This window comes from Ruegeria atlantica (genome assembly GCF_013032005.1).
GTDB lineage: Bacteria > Pseudomonadota > Alphaproteobacteria > Rhodobacterales > Rhodobacteraceae > Ruegeria > Ruegeria atlantica_A.
The window spans coordinates 124,104-145,457 of record NZ_WQBE01000006.1; the positions used below are offsets into that span (position 1 = coordinate 124,104).

The following is a 21,354-nucleotide window of genomic DNA, read 5'->3' on the forward strand; positions in this document are numbered from 1 at the left end:
GCATGGATAAAATGCCCAAATGGGCCGATGTCGTTCTGATCCCACTGATCAGTCTGATATTGGCCGCGATCCTTTCGGCGCTGGTTATTCTGGCCATTGGTGAAAACCCGTTTGAAGCGGTGAATCTGATGGTTACCGGCGCGCTGGGGTCGACTTATGGCTGGGGCTATACGCTCTATTACGCGACCAATTTCATGTTCACCGGGCTGGCGGTGGCTGTGGCGTTCCACGCGCGGCTGTTCAACATCGGCGGCGAAGGCCAAGCCATGCTGGGCGGGCTTGGCGTTGCCATAGTGTGTCTGTACATCGACTGGCCGCATTGGAGCATTGCCCTGCTGGCCGCCTGTGCGGCGTCGATGCTGTTTGGGGCGGCATGGGCCGCGATACCGGCCTATCTGCAAGCCAAGCGCGGCAGTCATATCGTCATCACCACGATCATGTTCAACTTTATCGCGGCGGCCTTCCTGAACTATATGCTGGTCAATGTGATGCGCCCGCAGGGCTCGCAAGATCCTGCAACTGCACGCTTCCCCGAGGCCGTGCATCTGCCGACCTTCCAGTCGATGTTCTCGACCGCTGAAAACGCGGTGTTCAAGGGTGCGCCGGCCAATATCTCGTTCTTTGTCGCGATCCTGGCCTGTTTCGTGGTCTGGGCGCTGATCTGGCGGACGCGGCTGGGGTATGAGATCCGCGCCTATGGTCATTCCGAAACCGGCGCTGTTTATGCCGGTATCTCGCCCGTACGCATCACTATCGTCGCCATGCTGATCTCGGGTGCGTTGGCCGGGTTGATGGCGACCAACAACGTGATGGGAGAGGCTGAACGGCTGGTACTCAACTCGACCGAAGGTGCGGGTTTCATCGGGATTGCCGTGGCGCTGATGGGCCGGTCGCACCCGTTCGGCGTGTTTGTGGCGGCCCTTTTATTCGGGTTCCTGTACCAGGGCGGTGCCGAATTGGCGCTGTGGACCACGATCCCGCGTGAGCTGATCGTGGTTATTCAAGCGCTGGTGATCCTGTTTACCGGGGCACTGGACAACATGGTGCGCATGCCGCTTGAGAAACTGTTCCTCGGTCTTCGGAAGGGGGCCGAGTGATGGAGATTTTCGTAACACTCATTCAGGTTTTTGATTCAACGATCCGCCTGGCAACACCGCTTTTACTGGCGTGTCTGGCCGGGTTGTATTCGGAACGCGCGGGTATTTTCGACATCGGGCTGGAAGGCAAGATGTTGATGGCGGCGTTTTTCTCGGCGGCGATTGCGGCAGTGACCGGGTCTGTCTGGTTGGGCCTGCTGGCGGGAATCGGATCCTCGCTGATTTTGTCCGGCTTGCACGGGCTCGCTTCGATAACCTTCAGAGGCAATCAGCTGATCTCGGGCGTTGCCATCAACTTTCTGGCCTCGGGCCTGACCGTTCTGATTGCGCAGAGCTGGTTCAAACAGGGCGGGCGCACGCCTTCTCTCTTTGGCGGTGGACGGTTCGAATCTGCAGAGTTTCCTTATGCAATCGGCCCCGAAGATGCTGAACTGTCGGGGAAACCGGTTTCTGAACTGATGTCTGACACCAATTCGTTTCACATGGTGTATTCCGAACTACTCTCGGGTCATTCGATATTGGTCTATGTGGCGTTTCTGATGGTGCCATTGACATGGTGGATTCTGTATCGCACCCGGTTCGGCTTGCGCCTGCGCGCGGTGGGTGAAAATCCGGCTGCGGTGGATACCGCCGGTGTCTCGGTTGTCGGCCTGAGATTTGCGGCCGTTGCCATCTGCGGCGTGCTGTGTGGGATCGCCGGGGCCTATTTGGCCACTGCCCTGCAGGCCGGGTTCGTCAAGGAAATGACCGCCGGTCGCGGGTTCATCGCTTTGGCCGCGCTGATCTTTGCGAAATGGCGGCCTTGGCATGCGATGTGGGCTTGCCTGCTGTTCGGTCTGTTACAGGCGATTGCGCTGCGTTTCCAGAACATCGACCTGGGCGGCGTGGTTATCCCGGTACAGGCCATGGACGCCCTGCCCTATATCCTGACGGTGGTTATTCTGGCCGGGTTCGTAGGCAAAGCCGTCCCGCCACGCGCCGGTGGCGAGCCCTATGTGAAAGAGCGCTGATAAGTCCAGTTTAAAACTCATTTCAGTCCTGTTCGCTGCAGAGCGGCATGCAGAGTTGATTTTGCATGCCGCAAGCGCTCTAAGGGGGTATGTGTTTGTTTCCTGTGATAGCCGAGATCGGATTCGTTCCTGTCGGGGTGGCAAGCACACAAAAACGTCCCGGTTCCGGGGTCCGTTTTTCAATTCAGCCAGATCGGCTTGTCGGTCACGCGGTCTGCGCGATCGGCAGGTTGGTATTCGCCATACGGCCGCATTGCGCGCGCGGTATTAAAGCCTCATCCCTGTGGTATGGGACAGGCCGGATCACTTTGTGTGACGCGTCTGATCTCATCCGGTAAATACACATGCAGATCTACCTTCCAATCGCCGAAGTCTCCGTCAACGCCTTTTTGCTGTTGGGGCTGGGTGGGATGGTTGGCATCCTGTCGGGCATGTTCGGTGTAGGCGGCGGGTTTCTGATGACGCCGCTGCTGTTCTTCATCGGCATCCCCCCCGCTGTCGCCGTCGCAACCGAAGCCAACCAGATCGTCGCCTCGTCCTTTTCCGGTGTATTAGCGCATTTTCGACGAAAGACCGTAGATCTGAAAATGGGCACGGTCTTATTGATCGGGGGCTTAATGGGTGCTGCCCTTGGGGTGGTGGTGTTCAACTATCTCAAAAGCCTGGGCCAGGTCGATCTGCTTGTCACGCTATGCTACGTCGTCTTCCTTGGCGTCGTTGGTGGCCTGATGTTCATCGAAAGCTTGCGGGCACTGCGCAAGGCCAAAAAGGGCGGCGGCGCACCAGCAAAACGGCGCCAGCGTGGCTGGGTTCATGCGATGCCGTTCAAAATGCGCTTTCGCACTTCGGGCCTGTATATCTCGGTCATTCCCCCAATTCTGGTCGGGCTTTGCGTCGGTGTACTGGCGGCCATCATGGGCGTCGGCGGCGGCTTTATTATGGTGCCTGCAATGATCTATCTACTGGGCATGCCCACCAAGGTGGTGGTTGGAACATCCTTGTTTCAGATCATCTTCGTGACCGGCTTTACCACCATGCTGCACGCAACCACGAACTATACGGTTGATGTTGTTCTGGCCGTTCTGCTGCTGGTCGGCGGTGTCGTGGGCGCGCAGATTGGAACGGTGATTGGCGCGAAGATGCCCGCCGAGCAGTTGCGCGTGCTGCTGGCAGCCCTGGTTCTGGTGGTCTGCGGCAAGCTGGCACTGGACTTATTGATCGAACCATCCGAGCTGTATTCCATTGGCAGCGAAGGAGGGCACTGATCATGCTGAAACGCTTGATTGCCCTGCTGGTTTTCTGCTGCTCGCCAGCCCTTGCGCAAGAAGAGCAGGTGGTGCTGGGTCTCAGCCAGGACCGGGTCGCCATTACCGCGACATTCGATGGTTCTGAAATCCTGATCTTCGGTGCCGTCAAACGAGAAGCACCGATCCCCGCCGGCCCACCGCTTGAGGTGATCGTGACTGTGGCCGGGCCGTCCAGCCCAGTGACAGTCCGGCGCAAGGAACGCAAACTGGGCATCTGGGTCAACACTGACAGCGTTCTGGTCGACCTTGCGCCAAGTTTCTACGCCGTCGCCACGAGCGGGCCGCTGGATAATATCCTTTTGGACACCGAGGACCTGAGATACCGGATTTCAATCGAACGCGCCATCCGATCGGTCGGGGCGGCCATGCATATCCGAGGCGCGCAGGATTTTGCAGATGCCGTGGTGCGCATTCGCGAGGATGAGGGGCTGTATTCCATTCGCGAAAACACAGTGGCCGTGGATGAGCAAACCCTGTTCCGCACCTCAATTGCAATGCCTGCCGACCTGACCGAAGGCGACTATGCTGCGCGCATCTTCCTGACCCGCGGCAAAGAGGTGATCTCGGAATTCGAGACAACCATCGACGTGCGCAAAGTGGGGCTGGAGCGGTTTTTGTACAACATGTCCCGACAGCAACCTGTGTGGTACGGGCTGATGTCACTGGTCATTGCGATTGCAGCGGGCTGGGGGGCGTCGACTGCGTTCCGATTGCTGCGTGAAAACTAACCTCTAACCGCGCCCGATATAGGGCATCGTTGTTGCCATCACGGTCATGAACTGCACATTCGCCTCGGGCGGCAGGGTCGCCATATGCAGCACCGAGCGTGCTGCATCTTCAACCGCCATGGTCGGGTCGGGCGTCTGACCGCCCTCAACCGCGGCATCCACCAGTCCCTGTACCATCTGCGTGCGCGCGTTGCCGATGTCGATCTGACCGCAAGCAATTCCGAAGTCCCGCCCGTCCAGCGACAGACTGCGGGTCAGACCGGTGATCGCATGTTTCGTGGTCGTGTAGTGCACCGAGTTCGGGCGCGGCACATATGCGGCAATCGAGCCGTTGTTGATGATGCGCCCGCCCTGCGGCGACTGATGGCGCATGATCCGAAAAGCCTCGCGCGCGCATAGGAACATGCCGTTCAGATTGACGTTGACGGTTTGATACCAATCCTCCAGCGCGATCTCGTCGATGGTTCCGCCGGGCGCAAAGATGCCCGCATTGTTGAACAACGCGTCCAACCGGCCAGCCTTTTCCTGAAACGCGCCAAAGGCCGCATGGACCGCATCCGCCTCCGTTACATCCGCAACCAATGGGATCGCGTTTGTGCGATCCTTGGCCATTTCGTGCAACGTATCGGCACTGCGCGCCAACAGGCCCACTGTCCAGCCTTCGTTCAAGAACAAGTCCGCCGTGGCCCGCCCAATGCCCGAGCTTGCGCCGGTTACTATGATGGATGTCATGTATCTTCAGCCTCCAATGTCAAGGACGCCGCCGGAACCGCGCGCAGATCATCCACACGCAGCGGATGGGTGGGCTTGGCCAGACGGTTGCGCACAACCCAGATCAACCGCTCTTGCGCGCGGGTGATGGCGACATAGGCCAGCCGCTTCCAAAGCGGCTGCCCGGCCTCGGTCCTGCCCATGCGGGCGGCGGCGTAAATGTCCGGCGCAAAGACCTGTACCGTGTCCCATTGCGAGCCCTGCGCCTTGTGAATGGTTACCGCCGCGCCATGCAGAAAGGTGGCACCCATGCGGGCGGCGAAGGGGATAAAGGGTTCTTCTTCATCCGGTTTTTCGATCTTGACGATCGAGGCCGCACTGACCTGTGGGTCCTCGGCGCCCATCACGTGCAGGCGTGAAAAGCCCGGCTTGCGCCCCGGTCCCAAATAGATGACTTGCGCGCCTTTGATCAGCCCGCGCGCCTCAAGGTCCAAACGTTTCTTGCGGTGTTTCAACGGCAGTTCGATGCCATCACAGATCAGTGGTTCACCTTCCAGCAGCTCGGTCTCCGGCGCGCTGTGAACTTGCCGAAACGCCTGAATCAACCGAATACGTGTGGCGTTGCGCCAGACCAGAACCGGGCTGCGGGCCATCAGATCAACCTCGACCCGCTGACCCCAGACCACGCGGTCATCCTGACGGGCGGTTTGTTCTATAAGACGTTCGAAATCCTCGAACCCCATCTTAGGGTCTGCCAGCGCGTGGGCCAGGTCTAGGATAGGATTGTCCGCCTCTTGCCGGTGGACCCGGTGCAGGATCTGTTTGCGCGGCTCGGGCAAAGCGTCGAACACCATGCTGCCCGATTGATTGACGGGGGCTAGCTGCGCAGGGTCACCAAATAACAACAAGGTCGGAAAAATCTCTTGCAGGTCCTCGAATTGCCGGTCGTCCAGCATCGAGGCCTCATCGACGAACCCGATATCCAAAGGCTCGTCCCGACGTTTCCAGCCGGTGATGAAATCGGACCCGCGCAATCCGGCGGCGGCCAAGGCACCAGGGATCGATTTATTGTTTGCATAAAACGCCGCTGCCCGGTCCAACGCCTCGTCCGTCAGACCTTCGATCTCGGGGCGTTCGTCATTGCCCGCCAGCCATTCGGCGATGCGTTCATATTCCGGGTCATAAACCGGGGTATAGAGAATGCGGTGAATGGTCGTTGCAGGGACCCCGCGCAGGCGCAACACGCTGGCGGCCTTGTTGGTGGGGGCCAGGATCGCAAGGCTACGCTTTTCCTTCGCCTTGCGGCTTTCGAAATCACCAGACACAATCTGAACACCGGTTTCGGCCAAGGCCTTGTACAGCTCGGCCAGCAACAAGGTCTTGCCCGAGCCCGCTTTGCCGATCACCGCCATCACACCGGATTTGCCATTGCCCGGCAATTTTAGCAGGGCGTCATCATCCAGATCAACACCGGCTGATCGCAGCATTTCAGAGATGCTGTCATAGGCGGCGGCCTGGTCGTCAGAGAAGGTCACGGGGGGCAAAGACATGGCGCGACCCTACAGGGCCGCGCCAGCTATCACCAGAGAGGGATTGGGCTTTTCGCCTGATCAGGCCGACAGAGAAAAGCGATGCTGCCGTCCGATCCCGAATGCCGTCTTGAACCACAGCCGCGACAGCTCTCGCGGGATCCCCGCGCGTTCGGCCACGCGGTTGCAATCATCGGCAGAATAGGGCCACAGCCCGACCGAAATCTGATCACGCCCATGCCCTTCGGTCCCCAGAACCACCGGGGACGATCCGATCAGGCGGTAAATCCGAATCATGCGCGCATCGAAGACCCCGGCGATATGGGTCAGGCCGAACCCTTCCATCATCTCACCGCCGCTTAGCATGATGGCGCCTGCGGTGTGTGGGCTGGCCGTGCGCGACAGGCAGAACCTTGTGACCTCCCAAATCAGCGGGCTGCAGACTGGTTTGCCACCGGTCAGATGGCCGAACACCTCGTTCACCATGACCGGGCCGGTGGTCGGCAACACGCGCATTGAGCCTCCATGACTGCCGTCTTCTTCTTCCCAGATGACATAAAGCGGGTTCAGTTCGTCATACCGATCCCGCTCTTCCCCTTTTTCGTTAACGTGTACGTCCCAACCCAACCGGGTTTTGAACTGATCCGCGCGATCCCGGAACATCCCTTCGGCCAGATCCGGAAACTTGTGCAGCTCATCCGCATACAAATAGCGCAACATGACTTTTTTCCCCTTGTCGTCCTGTGCAGGAACGAAGGGGGTACAAAGTCATAGTTAATTTCCCGTTCTGAGGGCGCGCGCCTCTTAAACCACTATTAATCCTCGGCTGAGCGCTGTGGCGATGGCGTGAGTGGTGTTCTGCGCCCCAAGCTTCGCCCGGGCGCCTTCGATATAGACCCGTAGTGTATGTTCAGAGATAGACAGCGAATGGGCCACCTGGGCCCGGCTGTACCCCAGCGCCAGCAAGGTCATCGCGTCGACTTCGCGTGGCGACAGACTGCGGGCAGAGTCGGGCTGTCGGTCAACTTCGAATTCCAGCGCTTTGCGGTTGAAATAATGCGCGATCAGGATCAGCTCACGACCATGACGCTCGATGAAACGCTGCCAGGTTTCATCATCACAGGTATGGTTGACCGTAAACAAGGCGAATTGCCCGTTCGGCCCCCGGATCGGGATGGAATAGCCTTGATTGCCGACACCGTGGCTTTGTGCGTCTTGCAGAAATGCCTTGGCCACTTTGCTGGACCAATCCAGCGTTTTCCAATCGACCGGGTGGAACCGCTGAAAGCACCCCAGGATGACCGGATCAATGCGGTGATAACTCTTTTCCAGATATCGCTCTGCCCAAGCATCGGGATAGGTCGTATAGCCGTACTGATCCCCGGCACCGTCGACCCAGTGGTATATAAGGTGCTCGACTTTCAGCCGGTCACGCAATCGGATTGCGACGCCACTTAATTCATCGAGCGTGCTGGTGTTTTCCAAGTCCTCCAGGACTTGGCTCATATCGAGTATTTTTCCCATCCGCCGGCGTCCGTACCTCAGCCTTCATGGACGCGATCTCGGCTGCGGCGATCAGCTTGGTGTCGTCCAGCTGTTCGGCCAGCGCGATCATACCATTCTCAACGGCGAAGGCGTTGAGGTCCGACAACACGTCCAGTATCCACTCATTCTGCGCCATCAGGGTCTCTCCGAAACGGTTAACGAAGGGTTAACACAACCATAACATGTGCAGTATTTTTTGCCTATTCGCTGCTTTCTACTCCCCCAAATCAGTGGGGTTAATATCTATAACCTCTTAAAATAAATAGACTTACCCTTGAAAAAGTGACGCCCGCGAACCGTTAACACGGTTCGCGGGCTCCATTACCTGATTTTGGTGCGGCTCAACCGCGGGCGTCCAAAACCTCTTCCAGTGTCCGCATTCCGGTCTGCGGAGCTTGAACCAAGACCGACATGTTGCCCGGTTTATGCTCGTTGCGCATCATCTTCATGTGTGCATCGGGTAGTTCATTCCACGAGAACACCTCGGACATGCATGGGTCCAGGCGACGCTCGACCATCAGCTGGTTCGCAGCAGCTGCTTGTTTCAGATGCGCAAAGTGCGAACCCTGCAGACGCTTCTGGTGCATCCACATATAGCGCACGTCGAAGGTCAGGTTATAGCCGGTGGTGCCGGCGCAGATCACAACCATGCCGCCCTTTTTCACCACGAAGGTCGACACCGGGAAGGTGCTTTCGCCGGGGTGTTCAAACACCATGTCGACATTGTTGCCCTTGCCGGTAATGTCCCAGATGGCCTTTCCGAACTTGCGTGCTTCTTTGAACCAATCGGCATATTCCGGTGTGTTTACTGTGGGCAATTGGCCCCAGCAGTTAAAGTCTTTGCGGTTCAGAACACCCTTAGCACCCAGACCCATTACAAAGTCACGTTTGCTTTCGTCCGAGATCACGCCGATTGCGTTTGCACCCGCAGTGTTGATCAACTGGATTGCATATGAGCCCAGACCACCCGACGCACCCCAAACCAGAACGTTCTGGCCCGGCTTCAGATCGTGTGGTTCGTGACCGAACAGCATCCGGTATGCGGTGGCCAGCGTCAGCGTGTAGCAGGCGCTTTCTTCCCAGGTCAGGTGCTTGGGGCGCGGCATCAGCTGCTGTGCCTGAACATTAGTGAACTGAGCGAACGACCCGTCCGGCGTCTCATAACCCCAGATCCGCTGGCTGTCCGAATACATCGGATCGCCGCCGTTACAGGCTTCGTCGTCACCGTCATCCTGGTTGCAGTGGATTACGACTTCGTCGCCCACTTTCCAGCGCTTGACCTTGTCGCCTACGGCCCAAACGATGCCCGACGCATCCGATCCAGCAATGTGGAACGGCTGTCCGTGACCATCAAACGGGCTGATCGGTTTACCCAACGACGCCCAGACGCCGTTGTAGTTGACGCCAGCAGCCATCACCAGAACCAGCACCTCGTGGCTGTCCAGCTTGGGGACATCTACCACTTCCAATTGCATGGCCGTGTCCGGCTCGCCATGGCGTTCCTTGCGGATCGCCCATGCATACATTTGTTTCGGGACAAACCCCATCGGAGGGATTTCACCCATTTCATAGAGGTCTTTTTCCGGTGCCTCGTACGACGCGATGCCGCTATCGGTGTCCAGAGCCATGTTGGCCTCCTTTTCTAAAATCCTTGCCGCAACGCAGAATCGGCGGCTTTACCCGATGAGTATTTTCCATCGAGCAATATTGCAACCCATTTTGAGTTCATTTTGTAATTTTATGACCCAGCGGGTGCAGAAATTTCTTTTGCAGTCGCAGAAATCACTTGCCCTGCATCCAGTGGCGCCGAGGCAGCATAGTAGTTCAAAAGGTCAACTCTTTGACCTGACGACGATAATTTCCCGCCCTCGCGTTTCAGAATGCGGCGATCCACCAATTGCTGAATACTAGCCTTGATTGCACTGTGCTCCAATGGTGTAGAACTTCCGTTGCGTCGCAGCAGTTGGTCTATCAGCGCCACCGCGTCTGTCTCGGCAATTTCGCCCTTTTCACGCACCAACCAACACGCAGCAGGCCCCGGAACCAGCGGAATCGCTTTACCAATGCCCACCATCAAGTCCCGAGCCAGATCGGTCATCAGGTTGGTTTTGTGGTCCGCCCGGAACGCCCGCAGCGAAACAGGCTGGCCGTACCGCACCGAAGCCACGCCGAATCGCTGATAGCGACCTACCAACCGTCGGCCTACCTGTTTGATAATCCACCAGGCGATGACCCCGATCCTGGCCCGAAACCTGCGTTCATTTCCCAGCGCCGCTTTGGTCAGGATTGTATCCTCTAGCACGCGGTCATAATTCAGCGCGACGGGTACAAAAACAACGTCCCTACCGTCGGGGGTGGTGGCATCAATGATGTATTTGAGCAGCCCCAACTTTGGCCGACCCAGTGCGCCGGTCAAGCTAAGACCGCCCTCGGGGAACATGGCTTGTGTCACGCCCGCTTCGGTCGCGTGCCGCACATAGCAAGCCAGCACCTGCCGATAAAGCTCACTGCCCGATTTTCGGCGGATAAAGTAGGCACCCATTGCCCGGATCAAACGGCTGAGCGGCCAGACGCGCGCCCATTCCCCAACCGCATAAGACAGCGCAGATTGTTGCGCCGCCAGATAGGTCACCAACACATAGTCCATATTGCTGCGATGGTTCATGACGAAAACAACCGTCGCCTCTGGGTCAATGTTGCGCAGGGCTTTTTCGTCCATATAGCTAAGACGCACGTTATAAAACGCGTTGCTCAGCATACGAGTCAGGCGGATGGCGATGCTGAAATAGGCTACCGCTGAAAAGGACGGAACGATTTCGCGCGCATAACGACGGGCCGTTTCAAAGGCCACGGCCTCGGGAACACGTTCCTCGCGTGCAAAGTTCTGAACCGCCTGCCCGACCTGCGGGTCATAAATCAGCCGCTGAATCATGTCATGTCGATGCGCCAGCTTGAACGGCTGGATGGGGCGCTGCAGGCGTTTGTTCAGGCGTTTGACTGCCCGCTCAAGCCGGCGGCGAAAAAACCAGCGCACCGAAGGGAACAGAAAATGCGAGGCCAGAGTGACCGCGGCAAACACCACGATCAGCAAAAACAGCCAAAGCGGAAGTTCCACGGTCTGAGTCATGCACGCACCCTGCCACCAAACCGGGTCACCTACAATCTGAAGAACCTGAAATGCCGCGACGCAGCGAATTGACATATCCCGAAAATTGCGCTTTAGAGGCCATTGACGTAATTTTCTTGCCCACCCGCAACACGAGGCCCAGCTATGACGCAGACGCAGAAAGATCGCCCTTGGCTCATCCGAACCTATGCCGGTCATTCCACCGCCAAGGCCTCAAACGCGCTGTATCGCGGGAATTTGGCGAAGGGACAGACCGGTCTTTCCGTGGCTTTCGACCTGCCGACGCAGACCGGTTACGACAGCGATCACACATTGGCGCGCGGCGAGGTCGGCAAGGTTGGCGTTCCGATCAGCCATCTGGGCGACATGCGGGTATTGTTCGATCAGATTCCGTTGGAACAGATGAACACCTCGATGACTATCAACGCCACCGCCCCTTGGTTGCTGGCGCTTTATATCGCTGTGGCCGAGGAACAGGGCGCGGACGTGTCCAAGCTGCAAGGCACCGTGCAGAACGACCTGATCAAGGAATACCTGAGCCGCGGTACCTATGTCTGCCCGCCAAAACCGTCGCTGAAGATGATCGCGGACGTGGCCGAGTATTGCTATACCAACGTGCCGAAATGGAACCCGATGAATGTGTGTTCCTATCACTTGCAAGAAGCCGGCGCGACACCCGAACAAGAGCTGGCCTATGCACTGGCCACGGCCATCGCCGTATTGGATGAGCTGCGCCCCCGCGTCCCAGCCGAGGATTTCCCGGCGCTTTGCGGTCGCATTTCGTTCTTTGTGAACGCGGGCATCCGCTTTGTCACCGAAATGTGCAAGATGCGGGCTTTCGTGGATCTTTGGGACGAGATTCTGCAACAACGCTATGGCGTCGAGGATTCAAAATACCGTCGGTTCCGCTATGGTGTTCAGGTCAACTCGCTGGGCCTGACCGAGCAGCAGCCCGAAAACAACGTCTATCGCATCCTGATCGAAATGCTTGCCGTGACCTTGTCGAAAAAGGCCCGCGCCCGTGCTGTGCAATTGCCCGCATGGAATGAAGCGTTGGGTTTGCCACGTCCGTGGGATCAGCAATGGTCGATGCGGATGCAGCAAATCCTGGCCTATGAAACCGACTTGCTGGAATATGGTGACCTGTTTGACGGCAACCCCGTCGTGGACGCTAAGGTTGAAGAGCTGAAAGCAGGCGCGCGGGCTGAATTGGGCAACCTCGAATCGATGGGCGGCGCGGTGGCGTCGATCGAATACATGAAATCCCGTCTGGTCGATTCCAACGCCGAACGCCTGAACCGGATCGAACGCAACGAAACCGTCGTGGTCGGGGTGAACAAATGGACACAGGGCGAACCCTCACCACTGGAGACCGAAGATGGCGGTATCATGGTTGTCGACCCTGCCGTTGAGCAAGAGCAGATCAACCGCCTGAATGAATGGCGCGCAGATCGTGACGACGCAGCCGTCAAGGCGGCTTTGGCCGCACTACGTGAGGCGGCGCGATCCGGCACCAACGTGATGGAACCGTCAATCGCCGCCGCCAAGGCAGGTGTCACCACCGGAGAGTGGGCTGAAGAAATGCGCAAGGTCTACGGCACCTACCGCGGCCCAACCGGCGTCTCAGGTTCGGTATCGAACAAGACCGAAGGGCTGGAGGATCTGCGCGCTGCTGTTGATGCGGTCAGTGACAAACTGGGGCGCCGCCTGAAATTCCTGGTGGGTAAGCCGGGATTGGACGGCCATTCAAACGGAGCCGAGCAAATCGCCTTCCGCGCCCGCGATTGCGGCATCGACATCAGCTATGAAGGCATTCGCCTGACGCCCGAGGAAATCGTCACGGCTGCCATTGAAGACAAGGCCCATGTCATCGGTCTGTCGATTCTGTCCGGCAGCCACATCCCATTGGTGCAAGACGTCATGACCCGCCTGCGCGAAGCCGGGCTGAACGATGTCCCTGTCGTGGTTGGAGGGATCATTCCCGATGATGATGCAGCGAAACTCAAGGCAATGGGCGTTGCCAAAATCTATACGCCCAAGAACTTTGAGTTGAATGTAATCATGGGCGATATCGTAACTCTGGTCGATCCGCAAAATATCGCGGCTGAATAGTTCAACCCTTTTTGGGAAATCTCTGTTTCTATTCCCCTTCACGAGGGGATAGATAAATTTCGGATTTGGAATTACGGTGGGCTATTGCGTCCACGTATGACGAAGTGCGGAACGGAGAAAAAAATGGCGATCAGCCTAGATAAAATGTCTCGAAAAGAACTGCTTGAATTGCGCGACAAGGTGGAAATCGCGCTTAAAAATGCGGAAAAGCGTGATCGCAAAGAGGCTTTGAAAGCGGCCGAAAAGGCCGCCGCTGAGTTCGGATTTTCACTTTCAGACCTGTCTGGCAATGGCTCAAAATTACCTAAGAGTTCAAAGGCCAACGCAAAGTACAAAAATCCCTCCAACCCCGAACAAACCTGGTCGGGCCGAGGCCGCAAACCGCAATGGGTTCATGACGCGTTAAAAGCCGGGGCAGATATTTCGGATTTGGAAATCTGACAGGAATTGAGTGAAAAATGACAATTCATATTGGCGCAGAAAAAGGTGAAATTGCTGAAACCGTTTTAATGCCCGGTGATCCCTATCGGGCGAAATGGGCGGCAGAAACCTTTTTGCAGGATGCCAGGCTGGTCAATAACGTGCGGGGCATGCTGGGTTTCACCGGAACCTGGAAAGGAAACCCGGTTTCAATTCAGGGCAGCGGCATGGGGATGCCGTCCTTGTCGATTTACGCCAATGAACTGATCCGCGATTTTGGTGCTAAAACCCTGATCCGCATCGGATCGTGCGGCGGGATGCAGGACAGTGTCAATATCCGCGATGTGATATTGGCGATGACCTCGACAACGCTCAGCACGCCATCACGCGGCATTCTGAAAGAACTGAACTTTGCCCCCTGCGCCGACTGGGGTTTGCTACAGGCGGCGGCTCAGGCGGCGGCTGCGAAAGGGACACCCACGCATATCGGCGGGATTTATTCGTCGGACGTGTTTTATGACGAACGACCTGATTTGAATGAACAGATGGTGCGACACGGCATTCTGGGGGTCGAGATGGAGGCCGCCGAATTGTATATCCTCGCCGCGCGTCACAATTGCCGCGCGCTGGCCGTTCTGACCGTGTCCGATCACCTGCTGACGGGTGAGGCACTGCCGTCGTCCGAACGCGAAAGCAGCTTTGGGGATATGGTGGAAATCGCGCTGCAAGCAGCATTTCCCGACGCGACATAGCCACAGACTGGGCGAATGATCGCCCTGCTGTCCTATTTCCCTTTCAGGCAACTGGTCGGTGTATCCGCGCCTTCGTGCTGTGCCCCGCAATAGGCACAAACCCAGACGCCTTCCTTGCGGTGCTGCCGCCATCGGCAATCGCGCGTCAACGACGACGTCCGTGATCGCCAGATAAAATAGGCGAACACTCCGGCCGCCAGTACTAACAACAGAATGGGCATGCTTATGCATTGCCCAATCCAAGGATAAATTCAAGCGTTAGGCGGCGTTTGCGTATTCGAACAATTCAGGCTCGTGAACCTCAGCCACCGGCGCAGGTTCCGGCGTGTAATAAGCCCAAGCTTGTTCCAACAGTTCCAGAGCTTCAGCAGCGTTCGTTTTAGAGTTTTGGCCTTGCATCGGAGCGATCCCGTTTCGGTTCCATCACTCCTCCCCTGTTTAAAGGTTAAGCAGTCCAACAACTGACTTCATCACATCTTTTCGCAACCTCGGTATGACAAAACTGCATAAAAGGCTGGCACTTGCATCTGCCAGCCTTTCTCGTTTTTCGCCAATTACGCGGTCATACAAGCATTCGCTTTAGCGGCTTGTTCTTCGCTGACGCCGTTGCCGGAAACGAACACCTCAGTCTGCTTACCATCCTGAAGGGTGTATTGAGTGGTAAATGCCCCACCAATTCCGGCCTGTTTTGCACAGTCTACCTGTTTGAATGCTAAGTCCGCCCGGTCGCTGCCCGATCCACCACACGCTGAAAGAATGGTGATGGCAGAAATTGAAAAGGCTTTTAGTAGTCTTTGGGTCATTGATGTACTCCGATACTACAATGCCCGCATAACACGAAAAAACCCGGAGTTTTTCTACCCCGGGTTTTGTCTTCTTTTGTGGCTGTGATCAAACGGACCGATCGACCATCATCTTCTTGATCTCGGCAATTGCCTTGGCCGGGTTCAGCCCCTTGGGACAGGTCTTGGCACAGTTCATGATCGTATGGCAGCGATACAGCTTGAAGGGATCTTCCAGCTCGTCCAGACGCTCACCCGTGGCTTCATCGCGGCTGTCGATGATCCAACGATAGGCATGCAGCAACGCGGCGGGCCCAAGGTAGCGATCGCCGTTCCACCAGTAACTCGGGCACGAGGTCGAGCAGCTGGCGCACATCACACATTCATACAAACCATCCAGCTTTTTGCGGTCTTCGATCGACTGCTTCCACTCTTTCGCGGGGCGGTTGGTCTTGGTTTCCAACCACGGCATGATCGAAGCGTGCTGGGCATAGAAATGCGTCAGATCGGGGATCAGGTCCTTAACCACAGGCATATGCGGCAGCGGATAGATTTTCACGTCGCCCTTGATCTCATCCATACCGTAGATACAGGCCAGCGTGTTGATCCCGTCGATATTCATTGCGCAGGAACCGCAGATGCCTTCACGGCACGAGCGGCGGAAGGTCAGAGTCGGATCGATCTCGTTCTTGATCTTGATCAGCGCATCCAGAATCATCGGCCCACAGTTGTCCATATCGACGAAGTACGTGTCGAGCTGGGGGTTTTTGCCGTCATCCGGGTTCCAGCGATAAATCTGGAACTTACGCACATTGGTCGCGCCTTCGGGTTTGGGCCAAGTTTTGCCCGTCGTGATGCGCGAATTCTTTGGGAGGGTCAGTTGTACCATTAGTTCCTCTCCTTAGAACGTCCGCGCCTTGGGCGCGATTTTCTTGAGGCTGATGCCACCTTCTTCTTCGGTGGTCAGCGGATCGGCTATGACCGGGCGATAGCTGAGCTCAACCTTGTTGCCCTCAACCCGCGAAACGGTATGGACACGCCAGTTTTCGTCGTCGCGCTCGGTGAAGTCTTCGTGCGCATGAGCACCGCGGGATTCCTTGCGTGCCTCGGCACCAACGATGGTAGCCAGCGCGCTTGGCATCAGGTTGGTCAGTTCCAGAGATTCCATCAGATCACTGTTCCACACCAGCGAACGGTCGGAGACCTTCAGGTCGTCCATCTTGGCCGCGATCACCGTCATCTTTTCGACGCCTTCGGCCATGGTTTTGGCGGTCCTGAATACGGCTGCGTCTTCCTGCATGGTCCGCTGCATCTCAAGCCGCAGATCGGCGGTAGGGATTGCGCCGCTCGCATTCCGCACAGCATCAAACCGGTCAAACGCCTTGTCGACCGACGCTTGGTTCAGAACCGGGTTCGACGCTTTGGCATCGACAACTTCACCGGCCCGGATCGCGGCAGCCCGGCCAAACACCACAAGGTCAATCAGCGAGTTCGAGCCCAAACGGTTCGCGCCATGGACCGAGGCACAACCCGCTTCACCCACGGCCATCAGGCCCGGGACAACAGCCGTTGGGTTATCGGCTGTGGGGTTCAGAACCTCACCCCAATAGTTGGTCGGAATGCCACCCATGTTATAGTGCACGGTCGGCAGAACTGGGATCGGTTCCTTGGTCACGTCCACACCGGCAAACACACGCGCCGATTCCGAGATGCCCGGCAGACGTTCCGCCAGTGCTTCGGCAGGTAGGTGGCTGAGGTTCAGGTGAATGTGATCGCCGTTGTCACCATGGCCACGGCCTTCGCGGATCTCCATGGTCATCGAACGCGAAACATAGTCGCGCGGCGCGAGGTCCTTGTATTGGGGCGCGTAACGCTCCATGAACCGTTCACCTTCCGAATTGGTCAGGTAGCCACCCTCGCCCCGTGCGCCTTCGGTGATCAGGCAGCCCGAACCGTAGATGCCGGTCGGGTGGAACTGCACGAATTCCATATCCTGCAGCGCCAGGCCCGCCCGGGCCACCATACCGCCGCCGTCACCAGTACAGGTATGGGCCGACGTCGCGCTGAAATAGGCACGGCCGTAGCCGCCGGTCGCCAGTACCACCATCTTGGCGTTGAAGACGTGCATCGTTCCGTCGTCAAGCTTCCAGCAAACGACACCCTGACACTGCCCGTCCTCGGACATGATCAGATCGATGGCGAAGTATTCGATGTAGAACTCGGCGTTGTTCTTCAGCGACTGACCATACAGCGTGTGCAGGATCGCGTGGCCTGTCCGGTCGGCTGCGGCACAGGTTCGCTGCACGGCAGGACCTTCGCCGAATTCGGTTGTGTGGCCACCGAAGGGACGCTGATAAATCTTGCCTTCTTCGGTCCGGCTGAAGGGCACGCCGTAGTGCTCCAGCTCATACACCGCTTTGGGTGCTTCACGGGCCAGATATTCCATCGCGTCAGTGTCACCCAACCAGTCCGAACCCTTGACGGTATCGTACATGTGCCACTGCCAGTGGTCCGGTCCCATGTTAGACAGAGATGCCGCGATGCCGCCCTGCGCCGCAACCGTGTGCGAGCGTGTCGGGAACACTTTGGTGACGCATGCAGTGCGTAGGCCCTGTTCGGCCATGCCCAGCGTCGCCCGCAGACCTGCACCACCTGCGCCTACGACAACGACGTCGTATTCGTGGGTTTCATATTCATATGCTGCTGTCATTGTTCTTGTTCCTTACCGCGCATCACAGGGCGAGCTTGACCAGAGCGAACAGCCCGGCCGCGATCAGCGTGTAGCCCAGGGCCCACATTGCAACCAGCGAGACTTTCTCGAGAACACCATGGACATAATCTTCGATGGTTTCCTGCGCCTCATACATCAGCTGTTGCATGCCCACGACCAAAGTCAGAGCGGTCACAATTGCCGGGAATGGGCGGCTGAAATAGGCGACGACTTCTTCGTATGTGCCGCCGATACCGGCCCCGAAGGTGAAGATGAAGATCGGAACCAGCACGGTCAGGATCATCGCCCGGACCATGGTGCGCCAATGTGTTTGTGTGCCGGATTTCCCTGCGCCCAGACCCTGCGCGCGTTTACGGTCAGTCAGATATCGCATGTGCCGCCCCCTTAAACCGCAATCACAGTGATAATGGTCAGGATGGTCGCACCGACGAACATGCCTAGACCCAGTTTCTCAGAGACCTCAACATCAAGGCAGTAGCCGAAATCCCAAAAGACGTGACGCAGACGACCCAGCGTGTGATACCAAAGCGCCCAGGTGGCCAAGGTCAGGAGGATGTCGCCGAACCAGCTGCGCAGAAAACCGTCGATGGCCAGAAACGCGCTTTCCGATGTCGAAGCGGCCAACAGCCACCAGACGATCAGGATTGCAACGGCAAAGGCGCCCAATCCCGAGAGGCGAACCATGATCGACGACAACGAAGTCATCTGGGGGCGATAGATCATAATGTGTGGCGAGAGCGGGCGGTTGCCCCGATTGACATCGGCCATGTCGGCTCCTCTTTCGTTGGCTACCGGTCGTTTTACTGTTTTTTGCCCTTCTGTCACGTGCTGCATGCGCAAAAATGGGTAAAAAGGGTTCAAAATAGCAGATTTCATCAGTTTGTGATCACGCAAAATAATACTGTGATCACGAAAACTCTTCCAAGCCTTGAATGTTAGCGTTTTCAGGGAACAAGCATTGTGATCACGAATCTGCTACTGCTGCTCCAAAGCCGCTGATTGCTGTGTAACTTCGCGCAACAGCTTCTTTCGAATCCGCTCGGGGTAATCGGCAAACCCCGCTGCCGACACCACAAATGCGCCCTCGCCGACAATGACATTTTCAAAGAAATAGGCGGTCAGGTCCGGTTCGCTTTCCTCGATCGCAATTGCGTTTACCGTCACCCCGCGTGTGCGTAACGCCCTGTGCGTCTCGGTTGGTTCGACACCCTCGTTCGACACCCCATCGCCCGAAATGTCTATTAGGTGCCGTTTGCAATCCGCCACCGCATCGAAGCTGGACATGGTCATCTCAAGCGCCTCACCGATTGCGGTTGAAAAGTTGCGCCAAACCCTAGGGTCGTCGGCAACTTGATCGGCAAACCGTTCAAGAGTGTCAAAGCTATCGATCCGGGTCCACGGGATCGTCACCTTTTGACGCGAGGACCCGGTCCACTGCACCAGCATCAACTGTGCCTGCCCCCGCACCAGCGCCTCGGACACTAAGGGGTCGCGCAGCCCGGCGGCCAGCCCATCCATCTGTATCCGGTATTCCGTCGTATCGACCGAACCGGATACGTCCACTGCCAAAGCCAACGCCAGATCGCACGCGACGGCGGGCGGCGTCAGAAACAGGCAGGCAGCAAGTGATCGAAGTAGGACCATGATCGCAGCCTAGCATGATTGACGCAGGCTGCGATCAAATGAATGTGGGGCGTGCTCAGATTGGCATAAGCGCCCAATAATCAAGGTCCAACAGGACGTTCGGCTGATACCGGCCATCTTCGTTTTTCAGCGCAAACGGCTCTCCACCCTTTGTCGCGACCAGCCGCAGACGGATGGCCCCCACGCCCGGCACACCGGTTTCGGCCTTGTCCAGAACCTCGGACCAGGCCTTGATTGTGTCGCCTGCGAAGCAGGGGTTGGCATGGGCGCCGCCGTTCAGGCCGACAATCATCTGCGCATTGGCCAGGCCGTTGAACGACAATGTCCGCGCCATCGAAATTACGTGGCCACCATAAATCAAACGACCATCGGGCCGGAAGGTCAGGTCGAAATGTACCTTGGCTGTGTTCTGCCACAGCCGGGTGGCAAGCATATGCTCGGCCTCTTCCACCGTCACGCCGTCGACATGATCAATGGTTTCGCCAATCTCGTAATCACCCCAACGATGCGCCTCGCCCGATTGGGCAAAATCGTAATTCGAGAAATCCAACCCCGCAGGCACCACCAGGTCTTTGGGCTCAAGCACCTTTTTCAGGTCCGGCACAACCGCTTCAGGCGCAGGAGCGTCAAGGTTCGATTTGCGCACCATCACCCAGCGGACATATTCGATCACGACCTCATCGCGCTGATTCAGGCCACGCGTGCGTACCCAGACCACGCCGGTCTTGCCGTTCGAATTCTGCTTGACCCCGATTACCTCGGATTCAGAGCGCAGCGTATCGCCCGGATAGACCGGCAACAGCCAGCGTCCCTCGGCATAGCCCAGATTGGCAACCGCGTTCAGCGAGATGTCTGGCACGGTCTTACCAAACACCACGTGGAAAGCAGCCAGATCGTCAATCGGGCTTTGCTGCAAGCCGCAATTCCGAGCAAATTCATCCGACGAATACAGCGCGTGCCGCGCCGGGTAGAGCGCATGATACAGCGCCCGCTCTCCGTCAGTTACTGTACGCGGCACGGCGTGATGCAGCACCTGACCAACAGAGTAGTCCTCGAAAAAGCGGCCCGGATTTGTCTTTGCCATTATTGCTGTCCCAGTTTCATATCGGAGGAATAGTCGGCCTCGACCTCTTTGGTCACAGCCTGCGCACACCGCATCATGCGGCTGTTTTCGTCATAGGCGTAAGACGGGTCGCCATACAACTCCCACCCTTTTGCTAAGGCGTCTGACACTTTGTGGCAGAAGGCGGATGTGTCTTCCTCGGTCAGCAGGCGATAGAGTTTTGCCATGATGTCATTTCCTTAAGATGGGAACGGAGACGGACCAACCAGCCCGTGAATATAGCCGATCACACCCAACAACACGACCGAGGCGACAAAGAACATCGCGTCCTTGCCATAGGTACCGGGTTCACCGGGTGTCCAACCGGGCTCGGACTTGTTGATCACAATGACCTCTACAACAGCCCAGGCCAGAAGCCCGCCGAACAGAATGATCGAGGCCAAATCGCCGTTAACCAGCAAATGCGCAAAAGCCCACAGCTTGAACCCGCCCAGCATTGGGTGGCGAAGCTTGTTCAACAGGCGACCCTTGGTGCCTGCGGGGCTCATCATATAGATCGCGATCAACACCAACAGATTGTTTATGTGGATCATGAAGGATGGTGGTGCCCAGACGAAAACGGTATCGGTCAAGCGATAGCCGAAGATCATTAGCAGGATTGCCACGACCAGCGCCAGCGCAACCGCGCCTTTGCCCGCGCTGCCCATCGCCGCGCGCTGCGCCGGCATGACGCGTTGGAACAGATGAGCGGCCCACCACAGCGCCACCCCAAGGATCAGAAGAACAAAGCCCATTG

Annotated in this window: 23 protein-coding genes and 1 pseudogene; 7 read left to right on the forward strand and 17 right to left on the reverse strand. The window is 57.4% G+C overall.

The window, feature by feature from the left end:
* Positions 1-2 precede the first annotated feature (2 nt).
* The 4 genes from GOX21_RS12975 to GOX21_RS12990 all read left to right on the forward strand — a co-directional run bounded on the left by GOX21_RS12975 (position 3) and on the right by GOX21_RS12990 (position 4,142).
* Positions 3-1,097 (forward strand): ABC transporter permease, encoded by a 1,095-nt coding sequence (locus GOX21_RS12975; RefSeq protein ID WP_170377724.1) that lies wholly within the window; start codon positions 3-5, stop codon positions 1,095-1,097.
* Complete coding sequence (locus tag GOX21_RS12980; RefSeq protein WP_170350594.1) at positions 1,097-2,107, forward strand: ABC transporter permease; 1,011 nt, start codon at positions 1,097-1,099, stop codon at positions 2,105-2,107. Before GOX21_RS12975 ends, GOX21_RS12980 begins: the two co-directional genes overlap by 1 nt.
* Positions 2,108-2,451: 344 nt before the next feature.
* Positions 2,452-3,372, forward strand: coding sequence for a sulfite exporter TauE/SafE family protein (locus GOX21_RS12985; RefSeq protein WP_170350595.1), 921 nt, complete (start codon positions 2,452-2,454; stop codon positions 3,370-3,372).
* 2 nt (positions 3,373-3,374) lie between these two features.
* Entirely contained in the window at positions 3,375-4,142 is a 768-nt protein-coding gene (locus GOX21_RS12990; protein WP_170350596.1) for a TIGR02186 family protein, read from the forward strand.
* A gap of 3 nt (positions 4,143-4,145) precedes the next feature.
* On the opposite strand, the gene GOX21_RS12995 is transcribed toward GOX21_RS12990, so the two are convergent.
* From GOX21_RS12995 to GOX21_RS13025, 7 genes are all read right to left on the reverse strand, one after another.
* Positions 4,146-4,874, reverse strand: coding sequence for an SDR family oxidoreductase (locus GOX21_RS12995; protein ID WP_170377727.1), 729 nt, complete (start codon positions 4,872-4,874; stop codon positions 4,146-4,148).
* A complete protein-coding gene (locus GOX21_RS13000; RefSeq protein WP_170377729.1) occupies positions 4,871-6,403 on the reverse strand; it encodes an ATP-dependent DNA helicase in 1,533 nt (510 codons plus the stop codon). Before GOX21_RS13000 ends, GOX21_RS12995 begins: the two co-directional genes overlap by 4 nt.
* 60 nt (positions 6,404-6,463) lie before the next feature.
* Positions 6,464-7,102 carry an acyl-homoserine-lactone synthase gene (locus GOX21_RS13005; RefSeq protein ID WP_170377731.1) on the reverse strand — a complete coding sequence of 213 codons (639 nt, stop codon included), beginning with the start codon at positions 7,100-7,102 and terminating at the stop codon, positions 6,464-6,466.
* An 84-nt stretch (positions 7,103-7,186) separates the two neighbouring features.
* On the reverse strand, positions 7,187-7,906 hold the full coding sequence (locus GOX21_RS13010) for a helix-turn-helix transcriptional regulator (RefSeq protein WP_170361413.1): 720 nt from the start codon (positions 7,904-7,906) through the stop codon (positions 7,187-7,189).
* Positions 7,842-8,063: a hypothetical protein gene (locus tag GOX21_RS13015; RefSeq protein WP_170377559.1), complete on the reverse strand. Its 222-nt coding sequence runs from the start codon at positions 8,061-8,063 to the stop codon at positions 7,842-7,844. Before GOX21_RS13015 ends, GOX21_RS13010 begins: the two co-directional genes overlap by 65 nt.
* Positions 8,064-8,268: 205 nt before the next feature.
* Positions 8,269-9,555: a crotonyl-CoA carboxylase/reductase gene (gene ccrA / locus GOX21_RS13020; protein WP_170377733.1), complete on the reverse strand. Its 1,287-nt coding sequence runs from the start codon at positions 9,553-9,555 to the stop codon at positions 8,269-8,271.
* A 110-nt stretch (positions 9,556-9,665) separates the two neighbouring features.
* Positions 9,666-11,054 carry a 1-acyl-sn-glycerol-3-phosphate acyltransferase gene (locus GOX21_RS13025; protein WP_170377735.1) on the reverse strand — a complete coding sequence of 463 codons (1,389 nt, stop codon included), beginning with the start codon at positions 11,052-11,054 and terminating at the stop codon, positions 9,666-9,668.
* A 135-nt stretch (positions 11,055-11,189) separates the two neighbouring features.
* Between GOX21_RS13025 and GOX21_RS13030 the strand changes: the two are divergent.
* The 3 genes and pseudogenes from GOX21_RS13030 to deoD form a co-directional block, all read left to right on the forward strand.
* A pseudogene (locus GOX21_RS13030) lies at positions 11,190-13,166 on the forward strand (methylmalonyl-CoA mutase family protein); the annotation flags it as partial.
* A 123-nt stretch (positions 13,167-13,289) separates the two neighbouring features.
* Positions 13,290-13,607 (forward strand): H-NS histone family protein, encoded by a 318-nt coding sequence (locus GOX21_RS13035; RefSeq protein WP_170361622.1) that lies wholly within the window; start codon positions 13,290-13,292, stop codon positions 13,605-13,607.
* A 17-nt stretch (positions 13,608-13,624) separates the two neighbouring features.
* The gene (gene deoD, locus GOX21_RS13040; protein ID WP_170377739.1) at positions 13,625-14,338 is read left to right on the forward strand and encodes a purine-nucleoside phosphorylase; all 714 of its coding nucleotides are present in this window, start codon (positions 13,625-13,627) and stop codon (positions 14,336-14,338) included.
* A gap of 258 nt (positions 14,339-14,596) precedes the next feature.
* On the opposite strand, the gene GOX21_RS13045 is transcribed toward deoD, so the two are convergent.
* From GOX21_RS13045 to GOX21_RS13090, 10 genes are all read right to left on the reverse strand, one after another.
* Positions 14,597-14,737 (reverse strand): hypothetical protein, encoded by a 141-nt coding sequence (locus tag GOX21_RS13045; RefSeq protein WP_170377741.1) that lies wholly within the window; start codon positions 14,735-14,737, stop codon positions 14,597-14,599.
* 155 nt (positions 14,738-14,892) lie between these two features.
* Entirely contained in the window at positions 14,893-15,141 is a 249-nt protein-coding gene (locus GOX21_RS13050; protein ID WP_170377743.1) for a hypothetical protein, read from the reverse strand.
* 88 nt (positions 15,142-15,229) lie between these two features.
* A complete protein-coding gene (locus GOX21_RS13055) occupies positions 15,230-16,009 on the reverse strand; it encodes a succinate dehydrogenase iron-sulfur subunit (protein ID WP_170361401.1) in 780 nt (259 codons plus the stop codon).
* Between the two features lie 12 nt (positions 16,010-16,021).
* Positions 16,022-17,830 (reverse strand): succinate dehydrogenase flavoprotein subunit, encoded by a 1,809-nt coding sequence (gene sdhA / locus GOX21_RS13060; RefSeq protein ID WP_170377745.1) that lies wholly within the window; start codon positions 17,828-17,830, stop codon positions 16,022-16,024.
* 22 nt (positions 17,831-17,852) lie between these two features.
* Positions 17,853-18,224 carry a succinate dehydrogenase, hydrophobic membrane anchor protein gene (locus tag GOX21_RS13065; RefSeq protein WP_170350608.1) on the reverse strand — a complete coding sequence of 124 codons (372 nt, stop codon included), beginning with the start codon at positions 18,222-18,224 and terminating at the stop codon, positions 17,853-17,855.
* A gap of 11 nt (positions 18,225-18,235) precedes the next feature.
* The gene (gene sdhC / locus GOX21_RS13070; protein WP_170350610.1) at positions 18,236-18,619 is read right to left on the reverse strand and encodes a succinate dehydrogenase, cytochrome b556 subunit; all 384 of its coding nucleotides are present in this window, start codon (positions 18,617-18,619) and stop codon (positions 18,236-18,238) included.
* Positions 18,620-18,826: 207 nt separating this feature from the next.
* Positions 18,827-19,495 carry a DUF1194 domain-containing protein gene (locus GOX21_RS13075; RefSeq protein WP_170377747.1) on the reverse strand — a complete coding sequence of 223 codons (669 nt, stop codon included), beginning with the start codon at positions 19,493-19,495 and terminating at the stop codon, positions 18,827-18,829.
* Between the two features lie 55 nt (positions 19,496-19,550).
* Positions 19,551-20,579, reverse strand: coding sequence for a MaoC family dehydratase (locus GOX21_RS13080; RefSeq protein WP_170377749.1), 1,029 nt, complete (start codon positions 20,577-20,579; stop codon positions 19,551-19,553).
* Positions 20,579-20,785 (reverse strand): DUF1737 domain-containing protein, encoded by a 207-nt coding sequence (locus tag GOX21_RS13085; RefSeq protein ID WP_170350615.1) that lies wholly within the window; start codon positions 20,783-20,785, stop codon positions 20,579-20,581. Before GOX21_RS13085 ends, GOX21_RS13080 begins: the two co-directional genes overlap by 1 nt.
* 12 nt (positions 20,786-20,797) lie before the next feature.
* The gene (locus GOX21_RS13090; RefSeq protein ID WP_170377751.1) at positions 20,798-21,352 is read right to left on the reverse strand and encodes an NnrU family protein; all 555 of its coding nucleotides are present in this window, start codon (positions 21,350-21,352) and stop codon (positions 20,798-20,800) included.
* Positions 21,353-21,354: the final 2 nt, after the last annotated feature.

Coding starts and splice junctions, on each gene's coding strand:
- GOX21_RS13090 (WP_170377751.1), bottom strand. CDS start 21,352: ATGGGCTTTGTTCTTCTGATCCTTGGGGTGGCGCTGTGGTGGGCCGCT.
- GOX21_RS12995 (WP_170377727.1), bottom strand. CDS start 4,874: ATGACATCCATCATAGTAACCGGCGCAAGCTCGGGCATTGGGCGGGCC.
- sdhA (WP_170377745.1), bottom strand. CDS start 17,830: ATGACAGCAGCATATGAATATGAAACCCACGAATACGACGTCGTTGTC.
- GOX21_RS13005 (WP_170377731.1), bottom strand. CDS start 7,102: ATGTTGCGCTATTTGTATGCGGATGAGCTGCACAAGTTTCCGGATCTG.
- GOX21_RS12980 (WP_170350594.1), top strand. CDS start 1,097: ATGGAGATTTTCGTAACACTCATTCAGGTTTTTGATTCAACGATCCGC.
- GOX21_RS13085 (WP_170350615.1), bottom strand. CDS start 20,785: ATGGCAAAACTCTATCGCCTGCTGACCGAGGAAGACACATCCGCCTTC.
- GOX21_RS12990 (WP_170350596.1), top strand. CDS start 3,375: ATGCTGAAACGCTTGATTGCCCTGCTGGTTTTCTGCTGCTCGCCAGCC.
- GOX21_RS13015 (WP_170377559.1), bottom strand. CDS start 8,063: ATGGCGCAGAATGAGTGGATACTGGACGTGTTGTCGGACCTCAACGCC.
- sdhC (WP_170350610.1), bottom strand. CDS start 18,619: ATGGCCGATGTCAATCGGGGCAACCGCCCGCTCTCGCCACACATTATG.
- GOX21_RS13010 (WP_170361413.1), bottom strand. CDS start 7,906: ATGGGAAAAATACTCGATATGAGCCAAGTCCTGGAGGACTTGGAAAAC.
- GOX21_RS13000 (WP_170377729.1), bottom strand. CDS start 6,403: ATGTCTTTGCCCCCCGTGACCTTCTCTGACGACCAGGCCGCCGCCTAT.
- deoD (WP_170377739.1), top strand. CDS start 13,625: ATGACAATTCATATTGGCGCAGAAAAAGGTGAAATTGCTGAAACCGTT.
- GOX21_RS13065 (WP_170350608.1), bottom strand. CDS start 18,224: ATGCGATATCTGACTGACCGTAAACGCGCGCAGGGTCTGGGCGCAGGG.
- GOX21_RS13045 (WP_170377741.1), bottom strand. CDS start 14,737: ATGCAAGGCCAAAACTCTAAAACGAACGCTGCTGAAGCTCTGGAACTG.
- ccrA (WP_170377733.1), bottom strand. CDS start 9,555: ATGGCTCTGGACACCGATAGCGGCATCGCGTCGTACGAGGCACCGGAA.
- GOX21_RS13075 (WP_170377747.1), bottom strand. CDS start 19,495: ATGGTCCTACTTCGATCACTTGCTGCCTGCCTGTTTCTGACGCCGCCC.
- GOX21_RS13055 (WP_170361401.1), bottom strand. CDS start 16,009: ATGGTACAACTGACCCTCCCAAAGAATTCGCGCATCACGACGGGCAAA.
- GOX21_RS13050 (WP_170377743.1), bottom strand. CDS start 15,141: ATGACCCAAAGACTACTAAAAGCCTTTTCAATTTCTGCCATCACCATT.
- GOX21_RS13080 (WP_170377749.1), bottom strand. CDS start 20,579: ATGGCAAAGACAAATCCGGGCCGCTTTTTCGAGGACTACTCTGTTGGT.
- GOX21_RS12985 (WP_170350595.1), top strand. CDS start 2,452: ATGCAGATCTACCTTCCAATCGCCGAAGTCTCCGTCAACGCCTTTTTG.
- GOX21_RS13035 (WP_170361622.1), top strand. CDS start 13,290: ATGGCGATCAGCCTAGATAAAATGTCTCGAAAAGAACTGCTTGAATTG.
- GOX21_RS13025 (WP_170377735.1), bottom strand. CDS start 11,054: ATGACTCAGACCGTGGAACTTCCGCTTTGGCTGTTTTTGCTGATCGTG.
- GOX21_RS12975 (WP_170377724.1), top strand. CDS start 3: ATGGATAAAATGCCCAAATGGGCCGATGTCGTTCTGATCCCACTGATC.